The 19566-nt window shown below is 54.8% G+C and carries 20 protein-coding genes and 1 tRNA gene; 7 read left to right on the top strand and 14 right to left on the bottom strand.

What is annotated here, in order from left to right; genetic code table 11:
- Nucleotides 1-1227 (bottom strand): MFS transporter, encoded by a 1227-nt coding sequence (locus tag G7G_RS0107840; RefSeq protein ID WP_010440260.1) that lies wholly within the window; start codon nt 1225-1227, stop codon nt 1-3.
- A gap of 98 nt (nt 1228-1325) precedes the next feature.
- On the opposite strand from G7G_RS0107840, the gene G7G_RS0107835 reads away from it, so the two are divergent.
- Genes G7G_RS0107835 through G7G_RS22825 form a run of 3 tightly spaced genes read left to right on the top strand, consistent with a single transcriptional unit; the run spans nt 1326 to nt 2952 of the window.
- Nucleotides 1326-1958: a DNA-3-methyladenine glycosylase family protein gene (locus tag G7G_RS0107835; RefSeq protein WP_010440259.1), complete on the top strand. Its 633-nt coding sequence runs from the start codon at nt 1326-1328 to the stop codon at nt 1956-1958.
- A complete protein-coding gene (locus G7G_RS0107830) occupies nt 1955-2620 on the top strand; it encodes an alpha/beta hydrolase (RefSeq protein ID WP_010440258.1) in 666 nt (221 codons plus the stop codon). The genes G7G_RS0107835 and G7G_RS0107830 overlap by 4 nt, the downstream gene beginning before the upstream one ends.
- A 29-nt stretch (nt 2621-2649) precedes the next feature.
- The gene (locus tag G7G_RS22825; protein WP_010440257.1) at nt 2650-2952 is read left to right on the top strand and encodes a putative quinol monooxygenase; all 303 of its coding nucleotides are present in this window, start codon (nt 2650-2652) and stop codon (nt 2950-2952) included.
- A gap of 4 nt (nt 2953-2956) precedes the next feature.
- On the opposite strand, the gene G7G_RS0107820 is transcribed toward G7G_RS22825, so the two are convergent.
- Together G7G_RS0107820 and G7G_RS0107815 are read right to left on the bottom strand one after the other, a co-directional pair.
- The gene (locus tag G7G_RS0107820; protein ID WP_010440256.1) at nt 2957-3382 is read right to left on the bottom strand and encodes a VOC family protein; all 426 of its coding nucleotides are present in this window, start codon (nt 3380-3382) and stop codon (nt 2957-2959) included.
- A gap of 31 nt (nt 3383-3413) precedes the next feature.
- Nucleotides 3414-4019: an rRNA large subunit pseudouridine synthase E gene (locus G7G_RS0107815; protein ID WP_010440255.1), complete on the bottom strand. Its 606-nt coding sequence runs from the start codon at nt 4017-4019 to the stop codon at nt 3414-3416.
- 212 nt (nt 4020-4231) lie between these two features.
- On the opposite strand from G7G_RS0107815, the gene G7G_RS0107810 reads away from it, so the two are divergent.
- Nucleotides 4232-4819, top strand: a complete 588-nt coding sequence (locus G7G_RS0107810) for an HNH endonuclease (RefSeq protein ID WP_010440254.1) — start codon at nt 4232-4234, stop codon at nt 4817-4819.
- A gap of 3 nt (nt 4820-4822) precedes the next feature.
- Here G7G_RS0107810 and G7G_RS0107805 read toward each other — a convergent pair whose 3' ends face one another.
- Together G7G_RS0107805 and G7G_RS0107800 are read right to left on the bottom strand one after the other, a co-directional pair.
- Nucleotides 4823-5284, bottom strand: coding sequence for a disulfide bond formation protein B (locus G7G_RS0107805; protein ID WP_010440253.1), 462 nt, complete (start codon nt 5282-5284; stop codon nt 4823-4825).
- Nucleotides 5281-5859: a YqaA family protein gene (locus G7G_RS0107800; RefSeq protein ID WP_029621823.1), complete on the bottom strand. Its 579-nt coding sequence runs from the start codon at nt 5857-5859 to the stop codon at nt 5281-5283. The genes G7G_RS0107805 and G7G_RS0107800 overlap by 4 nt, the downstream gene beginning before the upstream one ends.
- A gap of 145 nt (nt 5860-6004) precedes the next feature.
- Between G7G_RS0107800 and G7G_RS0107795 the strand changes: the two genes are divergently transcribed.
- Nucleotides 6005-6090 (top strand) — tRNA-Leu (locus G7G_RS0107795).
- Between the two features lie 270 nt (nt 6091-6360).
- Here G7G_RS0107795 and G7G_RS0107785 read toward each other — a convergent pair.
- From G7G_RS0107785 to G7G_RS0107775, 3 genes are read right to left on the bottom strand one after another with little or no spacing between them, the layout of a single operon-like run.
- Nucleotides 6361-7395 (bottom strand): lipocalin-like domain-containing protein, encoded by a 1035-nt coding sequence (locus G7G_RS0107785; protein ID WP_029621822.1) that lies wholly within the window; start codon nt 7393-7395, stop codon nt 6361-6363.
- The gene (locus G7G_RS0107780) at nt 7385-9799 is read right to left on the bottom strand and encodes an FtsX-like permease family protein (RefSeq protein ID WP_010440249.1); all 2415 of its coding nucleotides are present in this window, start codon (nt 9797-9799) and stop codon (nt 7385-7387) included. Before G7G_RS0107780 ends, G7G_RS0107785 begins: the two co-directional genes overlap by 11 nt.
- Entirely contained in the window at nt 9796-10443 is a 648-nt protein-coding gene (locus G7G_RS0107775) for an ABC transporter ATP-binding protein (protein ID WP_029621820.1), read from the bottom strand. Before G7G_RS0107775 ends, G7G_RS0107780 begins: the two co-directional genes overlap by 4 nt.
- A 157-nt stretch (nt 10444-10600) precedes the next feature.
- On the opposite strand from G7G_RS0107775, the gene G7G_RS0107770 reads away from it, so the two are divergent.
- On the top strand, nt 10601-11035 hold the full coding sequence (locus G7G_RS0107770) for an ion channel (protein ID WP_029621819.1): 435 nt from the start codon (nt 10601-10603) through the stop codon (nt 11033-11035).
- Here G7G_RS0107770 and cls read toward each other — a convergent pair.
- The 3 genes from cls to G7G_RS0107755 form a co-directional block, all read right to left on the bottom strand.
- Complete coding sequence (gene cls / locus G7G_RS0107765) at nt 11032-12444, bottom strand: cardiolipin synthase (RefSeq protein ID WP_010440246.1); 1413 nt, start codon at nt 12442-12444, stop codon at nt 11032-11034. The genes G7G_RS0107770 and cls overlap by 4 nt on opposite strands.
- A gap of 22 nt (nt 12445-12466) precedes the next feature.
- Nucleotides 12467-13441 carry an HAD family hydrolase gene (locus G7G_RS0107760; RefSeq protein ID WP_010440245.1) on the bottom strand — a complete coding sequence of 325 codons (975 nt, stop codon included), beginning with the start codon at nt 13439-13441 and terminating at the stop codon, nt 12467-12469.
- Between the two features lie 72 nt (nt 13442-13513).
- Nucleotides 13514-15082, bottom strand: a complete 1569-nt coding sequence (locus tag G7G_RS0107755; RefSeq protein ID WP_037321012.1) for an arylsulfatase — start codon at nt 15080-15082, stop codon at nt 13514-13516.
- A gap of 241 nt (nt 15083-15323) precedes the next feature.
- Between G7G_RS0107755 and G7G_RS0107750 the strand changes: the two genes are divergently transcribed.
- Nucleotides 15324-16004, top strand: coding sequence for a Crp/Fnr family transcriptional regulator (locus tag G7G_RS0107750; protein WP_010440243.1), 681 nt, complete (start codon nt 15324-15326; stop codon nt 16002-16004).
- Nucleotides 16005-16007: 3 nt separating this feature from the next.
- Here the strand turns inward: G7G_RS0107750 and G7G_RS0107745 are convergent, their stop codons facing one another.
- The 3 genes from G7G_RS0107745 to G7G_RS0107735 are packed head-to-tail and all read right to left on the bottom strand — an operon-like array spanning nt 16008 to nt 19518.
- On the bottom strand, nt 16008-17237 hold the full coding sequence (locus G7G_RS0107745; protein ID WP_010440242.1) for a BatD family protein: 1230 nt from the start codon (nt 17235-17237) through the stop codon (nt 16008-16010).
- Nucleotides 17234-18730: a vWA domain-containing protein gene (locus G7G_RS0107740; protein WP_010440241.1), complete on the bottom strand. Its 1497-nt coding sequence runs from the start codon at nt 18728-18730 to the stop codon at nt 17234-17236. Before G7G_RS0107740 ends, G7G_RS0107745 begins: the two co-directional genes overlap by 4 nt.
- Complete coding sequence (locus tag G7G_RS0107735; RefSeq protein WP_238528770.1) at nt 18730-19518, bottom strand: VWA domain-containing protein; 789 nt, start codon at nt 19516-19518, stop codon at nt 18730-18732. Before G7G_RS0107735 ends, G7G_RS0107740 begins: the two co-directional genes overlap by 1 nt.
- Nucleotides 19519-19566: the final 48 nt, after the last annotated feature.

The following is a 19566-nucleotide window of genomic DNA, read 5'->3' as shown; positions in this document are numbered from 1 at the left end:
TCAGGCAGTTTGAGGGTCTGACGGCCTTAGCACCAGCCACAACAGCGCGCCTCCTGCCAGTGTCAGCAGCGGGATCATTGCTAAATTCACGGCTGTCCAGCCCTCGACCGCTGAGCCGCCCGAGCAATTCATCAGCCCACCCGACGCCAACGACGCAAAGGTGACGCCGCCAAAGACCATCAGGTCATTTAGGCCCTGCATCCGCCCACGCTCGTGCACTTCGTGCGAGTCGGCGAGCATGCTGGTGGCGCCGATGAATCCAAAGTTCCAGCCGATGCCCAGTAGGATGAGGGCGACGAAAAAGTTACCCAGATCTACACCCTGCAGAGCAACAAGGCCCGCGCCGCCGAGGATGGCCAGACCAAGGGCCACGATCTTTTCAACGCCAAATCTTGTAATTAGGTGGCCGGTGAAAAAGCTGGGGATATACATCGCCAGTACGTGGCTGGTTACGATATCTGCCGCATCGCCTTCAGTATATCCGCATCCGACAACGGCCAAAGGTGTAGATGTCATCACAAGGTTCATAAGCGCGTAAGAAACCATCGCGCAGATGATCGCCACTGCGATACGCGGGGTTTTTAGCAGCTCCAGCCGCTTGCGGCCCTTGGGTTCATCCTCGGTAGGCTTGGGTGGAGTGGGAATATCAAGAAAGAAGAAAAGGGCAGAACCCAGTACGTTGATTGCAATCACAGCCAAATAAGTGCCCAGAAACGGGATCACATAGGCTTGCGAGGTCAGCTTTACGATCTGTGGTCCAATGATGGCCGCCGCGAGCCCCCCGGCCATGACGTAAGAAATTGCCTTGGGGCGGAACGCATCAGAAGCGGTGTCGGCTGCCGCAAAGCGATAGAAGCCATGTGCGCTCATATAGATGCCGGTCAGGAAGCTGCCGACAAGGAACACAGGGAATGAGCCGAGATAGAGGCCGTAAGCCCCGATAATGCCACCGGCAGCACCCGCTGTGGAGCCTACAAGGAACCCTGCACGGCGTCCCCAGCGTTGCATGATGGCCGAGATCGGCGTGGCCGCCAGCATCGAACCCAGAACGATCAGTGAAATCGGCAGCGTCGCGAGGCAGGCGTTGCTGGCCAGCGATTGCCCGGCCAATCCGCCGACAATGAACATGATCGGCATCTGCGCACCCAAGATCGCCTGGGCCGCCACCAGAACGGCGACGTTTCGTTTGGCCTGACTGTCGTCGGGGGTGGCAGCGATCATTGTCATGGGCGAATGGTTATCTACGATTGAGACTAGGCACAAGCGGCTTGCATATGCGGCACATCCGCCTAACGTGCGGACGAGGATCACTTATCGGAGAGCGCATGTCCGTCGGACGCATCATCGAAACCCCGGACTGCGTGAGTGAAGGGGCCGAATGGCTGGCAGGGGCATGCCCCCGTATGGCCTATGCGATGGAGCAAACCGGCCCTCTGCCGCTCAGGCGCAAGCCTGACGGGTTTGCCCAACTGCTCAGCGCCATTGTCAGCCAACAGGTCAGTGTGGCCTCAGCAAATGCGATATGGAAGCGGTTGCAGGACGCAAAACTGACCGGCCCGCGCAAGATCATGTGGGCCACGGATGAAGATCTGCGGGCCGTGGGTCTCAGTCGTCAGAAAATCCGTTATGCCCGAGCCTTGGCCGAAGCGCGGATCGACTACAAAGCACTTCGTGATGCCCCGGATGACGAGGTGGTCGCAATTCTGACCGAGGTACCGGGAATCGGTGTCTGGACCGCCGAGATTTATGCGATGTTTTCGCTGGGTCGCGCCGATGTGATTGCGCCGGGTGATCTGGCACTGCAGGAGGCGGCTCGAATTCTTTACGACCTGCCAGAACGACCAAAAGACAAAGAGTTACGTCAGATGGCTGAAGCATGGTCGCCCTGGCGATCGGTTGCGGCGCGGGTGCTGTGGGCCTATTACCGGGTCGCAAAAGACAGAGAAGGGATCAGATGACACGAGTTTTGAATGCGCTCCGAAAAGAGCCGGTTTCGGGGGATACACGCTCGGTCGTTGTGTTCGTTCATGGTTATGGCGCCAATGGGGCTGACCTTTTGGGGCTGGCCGATCCGCTGGGGGAACATCTGCCGGATACTCTGTTCGTGTCACCCGACGCGCCGGAACAGATCCCAGGTATGCCCAATGGGTTTCAATGGTTTCCGATTCCGTGGATTGATGGCTCGTCCGAAGAAGAGGCCCGCCGTGGTATGGAAATGGCCGTCGAGGATTTCAACGCGTTCCTCGACGCGCTGATGGTTGACGAGGATGTCCTGCCCGAACAGGTTGTGCTGTTCGGTTTCAGCCAGGGTACGATGATGAGCCTGTATGTCGCCCCGCGCCGTGAAGATCCTGTGGCCGGAATTGTCGCGTTCTCGGGTCGGTTGTTGGAACCTGACTTGTTGCCGGACGAAACCGTCAGTCGGATGCCAGTGCTGCTGGTGCATGGCGATGCCGATGATGTGGTGCCGCCGCAATCGCTGCCTGAGGCGGCTGAGGCGTTGCAGGCCGCTGGTTTCAAAGAGGTCTACGCCCATGTGATGAAAGGCACCGGCCACGGGATCGCTCCGGATGGCTTGAGTGTTGCACTGGCATTCATGCGGGATAAGCTCAGCCTCTGATCTCTGGGCGTCTACCATAGGAGCATTTGATGCTGATCGTGACGGGTATTGTGGAAGTTGCCGAAGAAGGCGTTGAAAAAGCCTCGATTGCTGCGCAGAAAATGGTCGCGGAAACCCTGAAAGAGCCAGGATGCATGATCTATGAGTTCAGCCAGGTACTGGGCCATGCGACCCGGTTTCGGGTTTACGAAGAATGGCAGGATCAGACTGCGCTGGAAGCCCACTTTGCGACCCCGCATATGGCCGCGTTTCAGGCTGAATTGGGTGAGGTCGGCGTGACCTCAAGCGAGATCTACCGCGTGATCGAGGGCGAAAAGCAGCCCCTGCGCTAGCCGGTCAGTCCCACAACCAACCTTCTGAGAACTCGACCGAATTGCCCGCCGGGTCTCGTACATACAGCGACATGGCCCCATTGGGCCAGTCAAATTCGGCGTCGATAGGGATGTTCCAGTCCAACAGGTGCTTGCGCATCACTGCGATCTCGTCGCGGGTGAGGACAAGACATACGTGACCGGAGCCGCGAGCGCCATGTGGTGGGACCGGAAGTTCCGGGTTGCTCGGTGGTTTCTCGGTCTCGTCGGCAATGAACAACAACAGGACTGACCCGCCGATCCGATAGAAGACATGGCGGTTGTTTGCGCGCTGAATCTTTTCGAGGCCCAGTATTTGACCGTAGAAATCCTCGGCCGCGTCTAGATCGTCGACATAAAGTGCGGCTTCAAGGATCGCCGACGGGGCAGGAATGTCTGGTGTGACTTTCATGCCGTAAGTATATCACATCACGCAGTTTTTGTCATCGACGCGGACGTCGGTCGCGTTTGCGTGCTGGCGCTGCACTTATTGAAGGCATCGGCAGGCTATCCCACTGACCGGGGTCAAGGCCGTCCAAAAACCAGTCGCCGATCCGTGCACGGATCAGGCGCAGGGTTGGATGCCCGACTGCTGCGGTCATCCGGCGAACCTGACGATTGCGGCCCTCGCGTATGGTCAGTTCGACCCAACTGTCCGGTACGGTCTGGCGGGCGCGTATTGGCGGGTTTCGCGGCCATAAGCCTTCGGGCTCGTCAATCAGACGGGCCTTGGCAGGGCGTGTCAGCCCGTCCTTTAGCTCAACCCCATCGCGCAGTGCCTTCAGCACGGCCCCATCCGGGATACCCTCGACTTGAACCCAGTAGGTTTTGGCCATCTTGTGCTTGGGATCGGATATCTGTGCCTGCAACTTCCCATTGTCGGTCAGCAGCATCAAACCCTCGCTGTCCCGATCCAAACGCCCGGCAGGATAGACGCCGGGCAGATCGATGAAATCCGACAGCGTGTTGCGAGGTGAATCCGCATTGGCGCGGTCTGTGAACTGCGGCAACACATCATAAGGTTTGTTAAAGCGGATAAACCAAGACATGCCCCCGCCATACCGCCCAGACCACGGCAGCGCAACCTGTGGATAAATGTTACCTAACTGTTACGGAATCGGCCTAAGCATTACTCGAGATGTTGTGTAAAATCGGGACTTGTCAGAGTTTTAACACGATATATAGTTAAGTTAAGGCCGGGGCGGGTGTTCCCCGCTCTGATGTCACAAACGGGCAGTACAGAGCGAGGAGCGATTCTGTTATGGACGGAGACTTCAGGACCGAATTTGTCAGGGAACCCGGTGCGCTAAGGCATCATCCGGCATTGGTTCTGAACGCCGATTATCGCCCGCTGTCGTATTACCCGTTATCCCTGTGGCCCTGGCAAGAGGCGATCAAGGCGGCCTGGTTGGACAGGGTGGATATTGTGGCCGAGTACGACGAGGTCGTCCGAAGCCCGAGCACCGAAATTCGAATACCTTCGGTCGTTGTCCTGAAAGATTATGTAAAACCCAGAAAGCGCGTGGCCTTCACGCGCTTTAATTTATTTTTGAGGGACGAATTCAAATGCCAGTACTGCGGAAGCCGCGGAGAACTGACCTTTGATCACGTCGTCCCGCGCGCTGCCGGAGGTGTGACCAGTTGGCAGAACGTCGTGGCAGCCTGCAGCCCATGCAATCTGCGTAAGGGGTCAAAGTCGCTTCGGCAGGCCAGAATGTCTCTGAGCAAACCGCCGCGTCAGCCGGACGCTGAAGCCCTTAGAAATATTGGCCGTAAGTTTCCACCTAACCATCTGCATGATAGCTGGATTGATTTCCTATACTGGGATGCCGAATTGGATCAGCAATAACACCTAACGCACGCGCCAAGCTGCGATCCAGACCAGGACCAGACCCGCCGAGAACAATCCATTCCAACCGGCCATTGATATCCCGAACATTTCCCATGGAATTTCATCACAGCGCGCTAATGGGGCGGACATGATCTGGTTCATCAGTTCTTCGGCGCTGAGGCCTCCAATATCACCAGAAGTGCATGTTGATGGGCCTTCCCACCAGCCTTGTTCGACACCCGCATGATAGAATCCGACCCCTGCGGTTGTGGCTGCCGCAAGGGCTCCCAACAGGGGCAATGGTCGAATGCCCGGAAATGTGAATGCGAGCACACCAAGAACGATCGCCATGCCGTGCGGATAACGTTGCCAGATGCACATTTTGCACGGTGCAAACCCGCCGATGTATTGAAATCCCCAAGCACCTAGCAATAGGACGGCCGAACCTGTGGTTGCAATAAGTATGAGCGTTTTCTTGGTCATAGGTATTTCACAATAAGGAAGCCACCAAACAGCAGCACGATGAACAAGGTGAACATCAGACCCAACCGCTTTTCGATGAAATCGCGGATTGGCTCACCAAATTTCCACAGCAGTCCGGCAACAAGGAAGAACCGCAATGCGCGTGCCAGAATCGAAGTGGCAATGAAAGTCCCCAGCGGCATCCCGGTCCAACCGGACATGATTGTGATGACCTTATAGGGGAACGGAGTTACCCCAGCTGCGAGCACGGCCCAGAAACCGAAATCGTTGAAGCGGGTGTTAAATTCTTCCATCGCGTGGGCCTTGCCCATGGCTTCGAGAATTGGCTGCCCGAGGCTCTCGTAGAAGAATGCTCCGATGGCGTAACCCAGCATTCCGCCCAACACAGATGCCACCAAGGCAACGGTGGCGATCAGCCAGGCGCGCGATGGTCTCGCGATGATCATCGGAATCATCAGGACGTCGGGTGGAATCGGAAAGAAGGAGCTTTCAACAAATGCCACAATGGCCAGCGCCCACAGCGCATGAGGATGTTCGGCCAGACGAAGGGTCCAGTCATAAAGTGGTCGTAACATAAAGAACTGTTGTCCTGACAATTGTTGTTGCAAGGCAAACCACGCACCTGCCTGACCGTCAACCTCCGTCGCCGAAACAATCGATGCTCTGGTTGTTTTTTGCCTCTGGACCTTCCTGCGCATGAGCGCTAATCCATTGTTCGTGGCCCAAGTGGCGGAATGGTAGACGCAGGGGATTCAAAATCCCCCGGTAGTGATACCGTGCCGGTTCGAGTCCGGCCTTGGGTACCAAAGTAAAAACAGTAGGTTAGGGGAACCGGCCTGCTGTTTTTTCTTTTTGGCGATTTTGTTTTGTCACAGAGAAACCTCGCAATCCAGCGCTAGTCGGTAAATTGGCGATATCAAGATAAATTATTCGGTGATCGGATAGACGTTCAGAAAAATTGAATCTTTTGAGTATTCGGTAAATATCTTATTTGTTTGATATTCGTCGTATTGGTTTGAGTATCGAATCCTCTCCATGGGCATCTCAACAGATCTTCAAGGGTAGTCGGTTCATATTCAGTACCCGGTCATTTCCAGATACCCCCGCCCTAGATGGCTGCCAGAGATCGTAACGGGGCCTTCCCAATACTCGAACCGAGTCCCCATCCAGGCTTTAGGCGTTAGGGCCGATGCAACTACATCAATACCTTTCTCAGGTAGTGATATTTGCCATCTGGTAGGTATATCGCGTTGAGCGACGTGGTTTGTTTCTAGTGGTGTCAATAGTACCGATCCGTCCGGCAGAGATGTTGTTTGCCCATCCGCCTCGATCCATGTGGCAGCTGTGAAATCCCCACGTTCCCCACGCAGGCGAAACGCCATCAATTTGTCGCCGTTGTCAAAGCTGAGCGAAAACCAGTCCCAACCGCTTTGATCTTCGGCCAATGGTTGCGAGGACCATTCGCGGTCCAGCCAGCCCTGTCCAGTCACTTCGATGTCTTGATTTGGTAGGTGAAGGATACCTTCTACTGTGTAGAATGGCTGTGAATAATAGTAGCTGGCCTGCCCATCGGCAGATTTCACGGAATAACCCCTGTCCCCGTGGAACACCAATGGGCCTTGCGCTTGTAGGCCTAGGTCGTAACCAAAATCTGATCCCGACGCACTTAGACTCAATTGGGTCAAATCGCCTCCACGCATGTGCCACTCGTCGATCCAGGCTTCGAAAGGTTGGGCGGTGACACCGGCCTGTCCGATACCTCCACGGGATAGCCGTTCCGCGAAATAGTGCGTGTCTGATGTTGTTACTGCTGCGTGACCCATCCAGATCTGAGGGCTCTGCCAGCCCTCTGACTCAGTTGGTTTCAGGGCCGACCGGAATAAAGTCCATTGAACACCGTAGTCATTGCCTTCTGCGTCTTTGAGATTTGCAGTCAGATACCACCATTCTATCCGGTAAGAAGGGTGCGGGCCGTGATCTTTCGGGAACTGGAATTGGTAACCTGATTCAGGCCGCGCAAACCCTTCGGCATTACCTCCCAGTCCGGCATAGCCTTGTGCCCAACTAGCTATGGGGAACATTAAGAATAGGAAGAAAGCTCTAACGTTCATTGGCAAAAACCTGTAGCAAATCCGCAGGTGGCAGGCGGAGCAATCGCCAGGCAGGCCAAGCAGCGGCAAGGGTTGCGGCAATCAATGTCAGCAGAAACAGCGCCAGCCAATCACCCGGAAACAGATGCATAGGCAGACGCCAACCGAATGCCTGTACGTTGATCACGGCCAACAATACCCAGGCCAATATCAGCCCGAGCGGCAAAGCCAGACAGGCAGTTAAAGCAGCAAGCAGAGCGCTGCGCAAAAGTTCCAGCTGGGCAAGTTTCGAACGTGTCAGGCCCAACGCCCAAACCGGCGCGACCTGAGGCAAGCGTTGGGTCCACAACGTCAGCAAACTGGTCAAGATCGCAAATCCTGCGACGCCTAAGGTCAGCACGTTCAGGGCTGAGGTGATGACAAAGGTTTTCTCAAAGATAGCAAGCGACCGGGCCTTCATTACAGCTTGTTGCACCACGGCTGTGGGCGACAGTTCAAACTGGGCACGCAACGCCTGCGCCAACTCCGTGGCTTTCTCTGGCGCAATGCGGATTCCAAAGCGCAGGGTTTCGGTATCCGGAACTATCCGATCCAGCATTGGCATTGATACGATCGCCTGTCCGGTTGGGTTCCCGTAGTCGGAATAGACCCCGCTTATGGTCAGAATATGATCCGGCGTGATCGCCACCGTATCTCCCGGCCACAAATTCGCACGGCGGGCAAGTTGTTCGTTGATCAGGATTGCGCCCCGGTTCAGGACGCTGTCCCAGACATCAGGTTCTTTGGCGATCAGTGGCCAGTTTTGGCGATAGCTTTGGTGATCAACGATCCCATACAGGAAAAGCGGTCCGGTTTCGTGCGGTATCTCGGTACTGCGGATCGGAAGGATTGCTGAAGTTCTTGGTGCAAGCCATTCAGTAATAGCCTCAGCTTGAGTTTCATCCGCAGCGGTCACGTAAAGCTCCGAAGTTAGACGTTGATCCAGCCATCCGGTGAAAGTCAGGCGGAAACTGGAAACCATGGTTCCAACTCCGATATTTGCCGCCAGCGCCAGCAATAGGGCCATTAGCGCCAAGGAAAGGCCGGGCAGCTGCGCGCGCATATCGGCAAGAACCCATTGTGTGACCGGCGTTCTTGCCTTTTGGATCAACAGGTCCAACACAGCTGAAATGAAGAGTGGCAGTACCAATGCAGCCCCAGTCAGTACCCCGGCGAGCAGTGCAAATCCGGCAATAAGTCCGCCGAAAGTAAAGTAGGCAATGATACCCAAAGCAATCAAAGCGAATCCAAATCCGCCAGAAATCCAGGCAGATATCTTTCCGCCCCCCCAGGCCTGCAAGCCGGGTCCGGCGAGTATGGGCATGCGGGAAAGCCGCCAGAGCGCTTGCCCGCTTGCAGCCAGAGTGCCACCTGTTGCCATGGCAAGACCTGCGGCGACCCATTGAGGGCGCAGTGACATTTGCCCGTCGATTGGTGCTCCATAGAGGCCGCGTAAGGTCGAAGCAACGTCTGGAAGAAGCGCGCCGGCCAGGAAATATCCCAGCACAAGCCCCAATAGGCCTCCGATCAGAGCCAGCAACAAAAGTTCACCCAGAGCAATCCCGATCAGGTTCCGCATTGGAAGACCCAAGGCCCGCAATGTTCGGATTGTGCCGCGTCTCTGCGCGAAAGCTAGGCCGACGGTACCGTGGACGATGAACAAACCAACTGCGAATGAAAGCAGACCAAAAGCGGTCAGGTTCAGGAGAAAACTGTCAGTGAGTTGGGCGGTATCCAATTGTGAAGATGGTGCAATACGCTGCAGTTCAGGCGCGATTTCCGACAGAGCTGGCAATTTGCGAGGCTGATCCGGCAATATTATCAGTCGGGATATTTGATTGGGGCGGTTGAGCAGTTGCTCGGCTACTCCAATATCTGTCAGGATCAGATCAGGCGGTAGCGCGCCGCTGGTGAGGATTGGTGGAAATCGGTCAGCGGATTGAAATACCTGCGAAAGTTTGGGCGACATCAGCAGCCTTCCCGGAGCTGTCAGCATATCAGCCGGGTCTGGCGTATTGGTGCTTTGCTCGAGTTGCATAATGGCGGGCAGGGCAGGATATGCGACCATATCCACGCCCATTAGGCGTATTGAACGTCCATTTACGCGCAGCGCGCCCTCAAGCACCGCGGCCACCTGCCAGCCTGCGCGTCTGAGTTCCGTATATCGCGACAGAGGGATCATGGACCCGGTCGCGCGCAGTTCGTCAAACTGACCAATGGCAAGCTGTGCGCTGGCGCGCTCATAACTGGCGCGCGCCTCGGCGTTGATCGCTTGTACCGCCGACCAGAGACAGGTCGCCAGCGCGATGCCAGTCAGAAGGGTCAGCAACTGCAATGGATGCGCCCGCCAATGGGACAGTAACGCCTGGACTGCAGCGCGTGTCATTCGATCCGTCCGCCCGTCAGATGGGCACGACGGTCCAGTCTGTTGGCGATCTCGTTCGAGTGGGTGACCAGCAAGAGGGCAGCCCCTGTATCGGCTACCAAAGAAAGCATCAGATCCAGCACTACCGCGCTTGCTGTCTCATCCAGATTACCTGTCGGTTCATCAGCCAGCAGTAATCGCGGTCGGATGGCCATGGCCCGCCCAATGGCAACGCGCTGTTGCTGCCCACCCGATAGTTGTTCAGGATAGCGGTTCCGCAGATCGGCAAGTCCAAGACGCTTGGTCAGATGCTCGATCCACTCTGGGTCCTCACGTTTAGCAAGCCGCGCGTGGATTGAAAGGTTTTGAGCGATGGTCAGCGACGGGATCAGATTAAACTGCTGGAACACCAATGACAGCGTATTTCGGCGCAAGGCAGCACGCTCAATGTCATTCAGAGACGACATGGGCCTTCCATCTAGAGTGATTTCCCCGCCATCGAACCCATCTAATGCGGCAACCAAGTGCAGCAAAGTGCTTTTGCCGCTGCCGCTTTCCCCGGTCAGCGCCAGGGTCTGGCCTTGTTCCAAGGTCAGCGAGACATCATTCAGGACCGGGCGTCCGCCGGGATAGGATTTTTGGACATGATCAATCGATAGCAACATTTGAACACTCATTCGTTCTGTCACAATGTGCAGCGCAACGAAACAGTGTCCAGAGCAGAGATCGGTTCTATTCGCCGCAGCCCGCACCTTGAGCGCGGGGTTGTTCAGCGCGCGCGAAAGTTCCATGCTGGCTGCAATCGGAACAAAGGCCATCTATATGACATTGTCGCAGCAGATTATTTGGGGCAGCTTTTACTTAGGTATTTGTTTTCTGATCGAAATCATGCTGCTGACATGGTGCGTTCTGGTCATTCGCAAACTCGTCGAAAGATGGGAGACCCGGAGCACGATCCTGGCAACTGCGGGCCCGATCAGCGTAGCGCTTATGTTCATTGTGCTTACCCATACGGTACAAGTTTGGATCTGGGCGATTGTATGGGTGTGGGGCGACGTGCTGCCGGATTGGAATTCGGCCCTTTATTTCTCGTTGGTGACTTTCACGACGCTGGGTTACGGAGACATCGTATTGGGCGAAGGTTTGCGTATTTTCGGCGCATTCGCCTCGGTTACTGGACTTCTGGCCTTTGGGTTGTCTACGGCATTCCTCGTCGCCCTAATGACGCGGGTGTTTGAAGAACGGTTCCTGAACTAAAGGATCGGCGCGAACAATCGCGCGATTGGCGCGAAAAACCGGATGTGAAACGGCTGCTGAGGCAGGTCGCGCGTCAACTCGTAGCTAGAATGGAAATCGGTTTCCAGCATGTCAGATACAGCACGTGCCGCGCGGGGATCAAAAAACAGCGCCATCGCCTCAAAGTTCAGACGGAAAGATCGGTTGTCCAGATTGGTGGTACCAACAGCTGCCAGTGTATCGTCAACGACAAACACTTTCTGATGCATAAAGCCATCGGTATAGCGAAACACACGTGCACCGCAGTCGCGAATTTCATCGAAATACGCAAATGCCGCTAACCAGGGCAGGCGATGGTCAATGACATCGGGCACGAGTATCCGCACATCCACGCCGCGCAACGCCGCGTGTTGCAACGCGGTCATGATGTCGATGTCGGGCACAAAATACGGTGAGGCGATCCACAGCCGTTCCTTGGCCTCGGCGATGGCAGAAAAGAACATCATCGCGCCGGTTTCGGTATCATCGCCCGGACCAGTAGCGACCAGCAACGCGTTCATATCCTGTTCAGATTCGCTGCCTGCCCAATCGAGCTTATCGATCAGGTCTTCGTTGCGTGCCCAGTGCCAATCTTCGGTAAAGATCAGTTGCAACTGCCGCACAACGTGACCGGTCATCTTAATATGCGTGTCCCGCCAACGCCCGAACCGAGGGCTTTGCCCCAGATACTCGACACCAACGTTGTGGCCGCCGATGAAGCCTGTCTCACCGTCAATGATCACGGTCTTTCGATGGTTGCGATAATTGAGTTGAAAGCGGAAGTTCGGCCCGCGCTGTTCGCGCGGATCAGCCACATCCACACCCGACCCGCGCAGTGTTTCCAGATAGCTCGACGGCAGGCCATAGCTGCCTACGGCATCAGTCATAAACCGAACATGAACGCCGCGTTTGACCGCTGCAATCAGCCGATCTTGTACTTTTCGCCCCAGCTCATCATCGCGCACGATGTAGAATTGGATCAGGACATAATTCTTTGCCCCGTCGATTGCGTCCAGTATTGACTGAAACGTGACATCACCATCAATCAGTAATTCGGCTCCGTTGCCGCGTGAGACGGGTAGGTGTGCCAGAGCCTCGAATGGCCGCGGATTGATGCGCATCGTCTTAGGATCAGGTTTCGAGTAGTCGGCAAAGGTTTTGATCCCTTCCACCACACGTTCGCTTTCCTGTCGCGCGATGCGATAGCCTTTGAAGCGGTGGTGCCCCAGAAACAGATAGAAAGGAACGCCAAACACCGGCGCTGACAGCAGGAAAACCACCCACCCAACTGCACCCTGAGGTGTGCGCGCCGTTTGAGCAGCGCGCACGGAAAAAACGACCGCTAGGCAATAGAGCGCAAACAGAAAAAACGAAACGAGCAATGTCCACATGGGTGCGCAATGATCCGGTTTGTTAGTTGGCCCCAGTGTAGATGCGCGACCAGTCATTGGCCATATCAACGATGACCCACCCCATGTCAGGGCCTTTATCCAACCCGTCGACCAGCCGACCGATCGGACTTTCGCGGTCATAGGCCCATTCACGGTCCGCATCAGTGTGGTGTATCAAAACGCCCAGCCGTGGCCCGTCGCCTGCGGTGGTCCATTCAAGCATGGCAAAATCCCCGTCCGAGTTTCCCCCAGCAAATATGGGGCGCTTGCCGATGGTGCGCTCGATGTTGATTGGCTTGCCTTCTTTGTCATCGATGAAGGCGATGCCGGGGGCCTTGTTGATTACAGGTGTGCCGTCCACGCTGTCATAGGTTGTTTCTCCATACGTGCCCAGAATCTGTTCGGGCGGGATGCCATATGCCTGTTCGGCGAATACGCGCATGAAATGCAGGCCTCCGCCCGAAACGATATAGGTTTTGAAATCTTTATCCCGCAGGTAACGCAACAGCTCGACCATCGGCTGATAGGTCATCTGGTCGTAAGGCAGATCGGTCTCGGGATGTCGTGCAGTGCCCAGCCAGTCGGCCACCGACGCCTGGAACACTTCAACGCTGCTGCCGGAATGCGACGCGTTAACCACTTCAATCAGAGCGTCGTGCCCGCCTTCCAGAATGGTTTGCAGATCACCCTCGGCGGCCGCTTTCAGGGCTGGCGTCGATAAGATCGACGGGTCTTGTGCAGCAAGCTCTGCCAGTTGGTCCATGGCAAATATGAATTGAAAATAAACCGGTTGTTCAGCCCAGAGCGTGCCGTCATTGTCAAACACCGCGATCCGGTCGGCGGGGGTGACATAGTTCGGCCCTCTTGGATCTGTGACGTTGCCTATGAACTCAATAATCGTATTTTTTGAATCAGAATCGTTCCAACTCGGAAGTGGGTCTGCGAACAGTGTGAGGGGGGTGCAGCTGAGCACGGCAGCTAGAGCGGCGTATCGCATATGACTCTCGACATTTTCAGAAAGGAAAAAAGCCGCCCTGTAGAGGGCGACCCTAAGAGTTTCATTCAAGGCCTAATTGTTGGTCGGTGTTGTTAACTTCTCCATAACCTGATCCAAGTTGAAGCTGGCCGCTTTCTGACGTGGTGGGAACTCCTGGAATGTGCTCAGAAAACTACCAACATACTGCTGCGCAGGAACTAGGAAATAGGCTCGGTCCAACAGCCAATCGTAATAGGTGTTAGAGGTCCGGTAGGCACGCTCATACGGATCACGGCGCAGGTTAACGATCAAGGGTATGCGCAGCTCGGTCCAAGGTTCGATCCAGGCCCGCAGAGTTGCCCAGGCTTTCTGCTCCAGGAATATTAGCTTCCAGTCTTCGAAGCGCAGCGCCGTTAGGTCTCCGTCATCCGAGAAATAGAAAATCTCTTTGCGAGGACTTTCGGCAGTCTCACCAGTCAACAGAGGCAGGATGTTATAGCCATCCAGGTGCACCTTGTATTCGCGCCCCATACCAGACGAGCTATAACCTGCCTTCAGCTTGTCTTTAATTTCGGGATCACCGGCGACCGCGAGGTATGTTGGCAACCAATCCATGTGGTGCACGATCTCGTTGGTGACAGATCCGGCTTCGATCTGACCGGGCCAGCGGACCATCGAGGGAACGCGCCATCCGCCTTCCCAGTTGGTGTTCTTTTCACCCCAGAACGGCGTTGCGGCCGCATCGGGCCATGTGTTCATGTGCGGACCGTTGTCTGTGGAATAGTGAACTATGGTATTGTCGGCGATGCCAAGCTCGTCCAGCAGATCCAGCAGCTGACCCACATGCATATCATGTTCGATCATGCCTGCGGTGTATTCATCCGCAACGCGACCTGAGATTTCATTGGCTTTTGCGCGCATCTCGTCTTTGACGTGGGTACGGAAATGCATGCGGGTACCATTCCACCAGACATAGAAGGGTTGCCCTTGCTCATGTGCCCGCTTGATGAAATCAATCGCCGCCGCCACGGTTTCGTCATCAACAGTTTCCATGCGTTTGCGGGTCAAGGGGCCCGTGTCTTCGATGGTACCATCTGACTTTGATTTGATAACGCCGCGCGGCCCATACGCCTCGCGGAAGGTGCGGCCATCAGCCAATACCCGGTCACCCGGATAGTCCTCGTTTTCTGGTTCTTCTTCAGCATTCAAGTGATAGAGATTGCCAAAAAACTCATCAAAACCGTGGTTTGTTGGCAGGTGCTCATCCTTGTCTCCAAGATGGTTTTTGCCAAACTGACCAGTGACATAACCGTGGTCTTTCAACAAACCAGGTATGGTTGGGTCTTCGACCTGCATGCCAAGATCAGCCCCCGGAAGACCGACCTTGGACAGGCCTGTCCGGAACACGGACTGTCCCATGATATAGGATGAGCGACCAGCAGTGCAGGATTGCTCACCATAGTAATCGGTGAAGATCATGCCCTCATTGGCCACGCGATCGATATTGGGTGTCTGATATCCCATGAGGCCCATGGTGTAGGCTGAGATATTCGATTGCCCAATGTCATCGCCCCATATCACAAGAATATTAGGTTTTTGATCCTGCGCCCAGGCGGGCAGTGCAAGCGCAACAGCAACGGTTGCCACTGCGAACTTGCGCATCGATTCGCGCCAGCTATCTGCAATCATTTGTGGAGGTGACATAGGGTGCTCCTGATTAAACGAGCCTTAATGGCCCAGCAAATTTAGTTTTAGAGGCAGCGGCTAAATTGAACTCGATAGCCGCGTGCAAGCTGTTGATTGCCGGAAGAAAAAATATGTAATGGACCGGGAATCGAACAGAACTACTTTAAGCGATGAAACGTGTCTAAAACCTATCATATGATCATTTTGAAAGATACAAATGTTTGATAATGATGATGATATGCAGATCCTGACCCAAACCGACTGGTTTGGGGCACGCGAGCCGAAATTTCAGAATGATCTGATGACTTGCGCGGTTGTCCGAACGTTTGATCCAGGCGAAACACTCTATCACCATGGTGACCCGGCAAATGGTATTCACGCTGTGCTTGATGGGTCTGTTCAGATCACGGCGCCCGCCGATGACGGGCAAGAATTTGTTGTGCACCGGGAAGGTGCAGGTTTCTGGATTGGAGATCTTGCTCTTTTCGCCGAAGCGCAAAGACTGGTCAGCGTGATGACCACCCAACAGACGCGTACATTGTTTTTTCCCAGTTCACGGGTGGAAAGAATGGTGCAAGAGAATCCGGAATATGTCCGTGATTTCTACGCGTTAACACGTGAAAACATGAAAACAGCCCTCCGGATCATGGCCAACTTGGCAGTTACGGGGTCGGAGAAGCGCCTTGTCTTACGTCTGCTGCATTTGGACGAGGGCGCCTCGAAATCCGACGGCTGGATTATTGTTTCGCAGGATGAGCTGGCTGCGATGGTCGCAGTGTCTCAACCAACGTTGCATCGTAACCTGCATCGACTCTCAGGTTTAGGCCTAGTTGAGCTGGGATATGGTCGACTACGTCTGATCGACAGGCGCAAACTAATCGCAAGCTGTCAAAGTTGAATCCTAGGGATTAAGTGGCGGCAACACACCCGGTTTGGGACGACTAGAGTTATTCAGAGCATTCAGGTTCCGCATGACCGCACTCCAATCCTCAAAGCCAATTTGGCTCTTCTTTGAATACCGCTCAGCACCTATCTGGGTCAGGCTGCTCTCAAGGGGCGCGGCGCGCTCTGGTTGGAGGCTGCGCTCTTTCCAAAGTTCTATAGCATCATAAGCTGCAGACAAATCTCGAGCTCGCAATGCTGCTCTCAAAGCTTCGGCGGCGTATTCCTCAGAGGCAAGGTATCTACTGTGTCGCTTGTCTTTCCAGCGCTGATAGCGTGGGCGAAGAGATCGCACTGCGGCCCACAATGCCAAAACAACAATCGCGATCCAGAATGCAGCCTTTGCGAGGGTTTCAATATCCGGCGGCTGCCATTTTGGTGGTGCCAGCGTTAGCTCGGTCGCTGGGACCGAGGCCGTTTCAATTTGTTTGGTTTGCAAGTTAAACCAATCGATTGACACAGCTGGCAACCTTGTCTGGCCACCCTCTTGCGCAATATAAACCGTCTTCTCCATGCGTTGTCCGGACAACACCCCTCGATCTTCGGTTTCTGTAATGCGCGGCTCCGTAGGATATGCGCGCAACAACGGGTCTTGCTCGTGAGGTGTGAGCACTGGGATCAACAGAGGCGTCGTGCCAGATATCTGCGCGCTCAAATCGCGCGTAATGGCGTCACCAGCCTGCATATCTGTCGTGCCTTCTATTTGCTGCTGGAGCGAAAACCCGTTTGCGATGATTAACGGATCAAGACCACGAGCACCTTCCGGAATCTCGGCGCTGAGTTGTACAGGCGGAAGCGCCAACGAAACCTGAATTGGATCGTTGGTTTGAGGATCGGCATAAGTTACAACCACCTCTTGCGAGTCAAACGCAACCGGACCTGTTGCCAGAGGGTATAGGCGATAGCTGCGCTGCACACCGGACCAGGTCGCTCCGTTCACCGTCTCGCTGATTGGTCCAGAGGCACGTTCAGGAAGACGAACCACGAGGTTTTGTTGTTCTAAAGAGGGAAACACCGGAGGTTGTGGCATGAATGTTGGCACTAGAACTTTGATTCGAACGATCGCTGGTTGCCCTACAATGACCGGTTCATCAGGCGCTTCGACCGAGACCTGAGGGGCAGTCGCATCGTTATTCTGCGCAAATACTGGAAGAGCAAGAAAAAGAATAAAGAAAGTAACGTATCTCATTCTGTTCGCTCCTGATTTTCAAGAAGAAAACGATTGCGCAGAAAGTCTTGCATGTCAGTATCTATTGAGCTGATCCATTGATCGGCCGAAAGGGTTTGCGGCCCTTCTTTAGGAGCTTGAACCGTAGTTTCGTTACCACGGGCCGCATCATTGTCGAACACCGTGTCATCCGCACCAATGCCAGCCTCTTCACCCGTATCAGATTGTTCGCGGGTCGTTTCAATGTAATCAAGGATGGCTTTCGACACCTCGAGATTGTGCTGCGCTTCGGGCCATTCAGGACGCCGTTCCAAGGCGGTCTCGAAGGCGGATATGGCTGGGCGATACTCACGGTTCCGTATTCGCGCCATACCTTCAGCAAATGCGGCTTCCGGTGTGTCCAGCTCGGCAAATATGGAGGACGCCTCTGAATATTGACCGTCCCTGAGATAGGCATATCCCTTGTGATACGAGCCCTCAAACAATTCCGCCGCTTCAGCAAAGCGCTTTTGATTCATTGCAATTTGACCTTGCTGATCGGCCGTAAGGAACCAATCTTTCCACCCTTCGGCTCGAACTCCTGATGGTGGTATTATCATCAAAGCCAGTAGTGCCCAGCGGATCACCCAGCCTCTTCTGAACCAAAAAAGTGATAGTAACGCAGCAGGCCATGCCAAGATCCAGCCATTGTCCTGCCAATCAAGACGCTTATCATCATCCAGTGCTGCAGTGTAGGCAGTTTGGATTTGACGCTGCAGACGACTGATGTCCCGATCGTCATCCGAAAACGCTATCACGGATGCGCCTTGGACGTTGCCTAGCTGAACAATTCGCTCACCATTGGGCAGCATAGTGAGAAAGAAAATGTCGTCAGTCGAAGTGTTTAATCCAGATACCTGAGACGGGTCTAAGTCATCCAAAACAAACAGCACTGCCCCTGGGCTCTCACTTTCATCCAGTATGGATTGCGCTAAATCGAGAGCATCGGCCGCTGCGTCGCCTGGGGTTGGCATCACAGCCGGCGTTAAGCCTTCAAGCAGAGGGCGAAGAATGTTGGCGTCTTCGGTTAGGGGAGCAACTCGGTGCGGCGTTCCGGAATAAGCGATCAGCGCAGTGCGGGCTCCAGCGCGCTCATCGATCAGATCAGCGATCTTGAACCGTGCTCGGTCCAACCGTGAAGGAGCAATATCCGTGTTCTCCATGCTGTCGGTGACCTTTAGAGCGATCACTAACGGGGCGGTATCTGCAATTAGCGGGTTGGGTGCACGCGACCAGGTTGGACCGGAGGCCGCGAGGGCAACAAGTGTGGCGATGACCATCGCAATATCAATTGGTTGAATGCGACGGGTTTCAGTCTTGCCAAGCTGCAATGCGGTCGCCAGATGCGGAGCGATCCCTGAGGGTAGCTTGGTTTCGGCCGCAGGCTTGGGTCTGATCAACCACCATAACGCCACGATTGGGATTAAAAACAGAAGGTAATAACCTCGAATAAAATGGAAATCAGGAAATTCCATTATTGAACAACCCCCTTGCGCTGCTGAGCAAAATGGAACCAGGTTGTGCTGATAAGAATAACGATCAGCGCAATCGCCAATGGAATATGGGCAAGGCTGTTTGTCGGGCGATAGCTTTGAGTTTCTACTATTCTGGGGTTTAGCTGATCTATGCGCTCGTAGGTCTGTGCGAGGGCCGACGCATCATCTGCAAAGAAATATTCTCCACCGGTGCGATCCGCGATGTCCTTTAACGCTTGCAGGTCCACGCGATCTTCGCCCGTAGCATTAGGGTCTCCAACACCAATCGTATAGATGACCACATTCTTTTCCGCGGCAATCGCCGACGCGTTTACAGGCGTCATACGGCTGGATGTATCGGCCCCATCGCTTAGGACGATCATCAGGCGTTGATCCACTTCGCTGGACTCGAATGTTCTGATCCCAAGCCCGATCGCGTCACCCAGGGCAGTGTTCGGACCAGCCATGCCAACGTGAGTTTGATCTAGGAAGCCATTCAAACTATTAAGATCTTCTGTAAACGGCGCTTGTATGAACGCGCGTGTTCCAAAAATGATGAGGGCCATCCTGTCACCATCGCGCTCGGCGATGAATTGTTTTAGGACATCTTTAACTGCTTCCAACCTCTGCACCGGGCCGCCAGTCTCGGATTTGAAATCGCGCTGATCCATCGAGCCCGAGATATCCAAGGCAAGGACGACGTCCCGCGCAGATTTTTCAATCACTATGGGATTACCCAACTGTTCTGGTCGAGCCAGCGACAGAACCAGCAAAATCCAGATTAACATGACGCTTGCCGTTTGCAGGCGGGATCGAACTGGGATGACTGAGCCAGA

Origin of the sequence: Ruegeria conchae (genome assembly GCF_000192475.1) — a bacterium.
Lineage (GTDB): Bacteria > Pseudomonadota > Alphaproteobacteria > Rhodobacterales > Rhodobacteraceae > Ruegeria > Ruegeria conchae.
The sequence above is the reverse complement of the archived record's forward strand: the minus strand, read 5'-3'. Positions and strand labels throughout refer to the sequence as shown.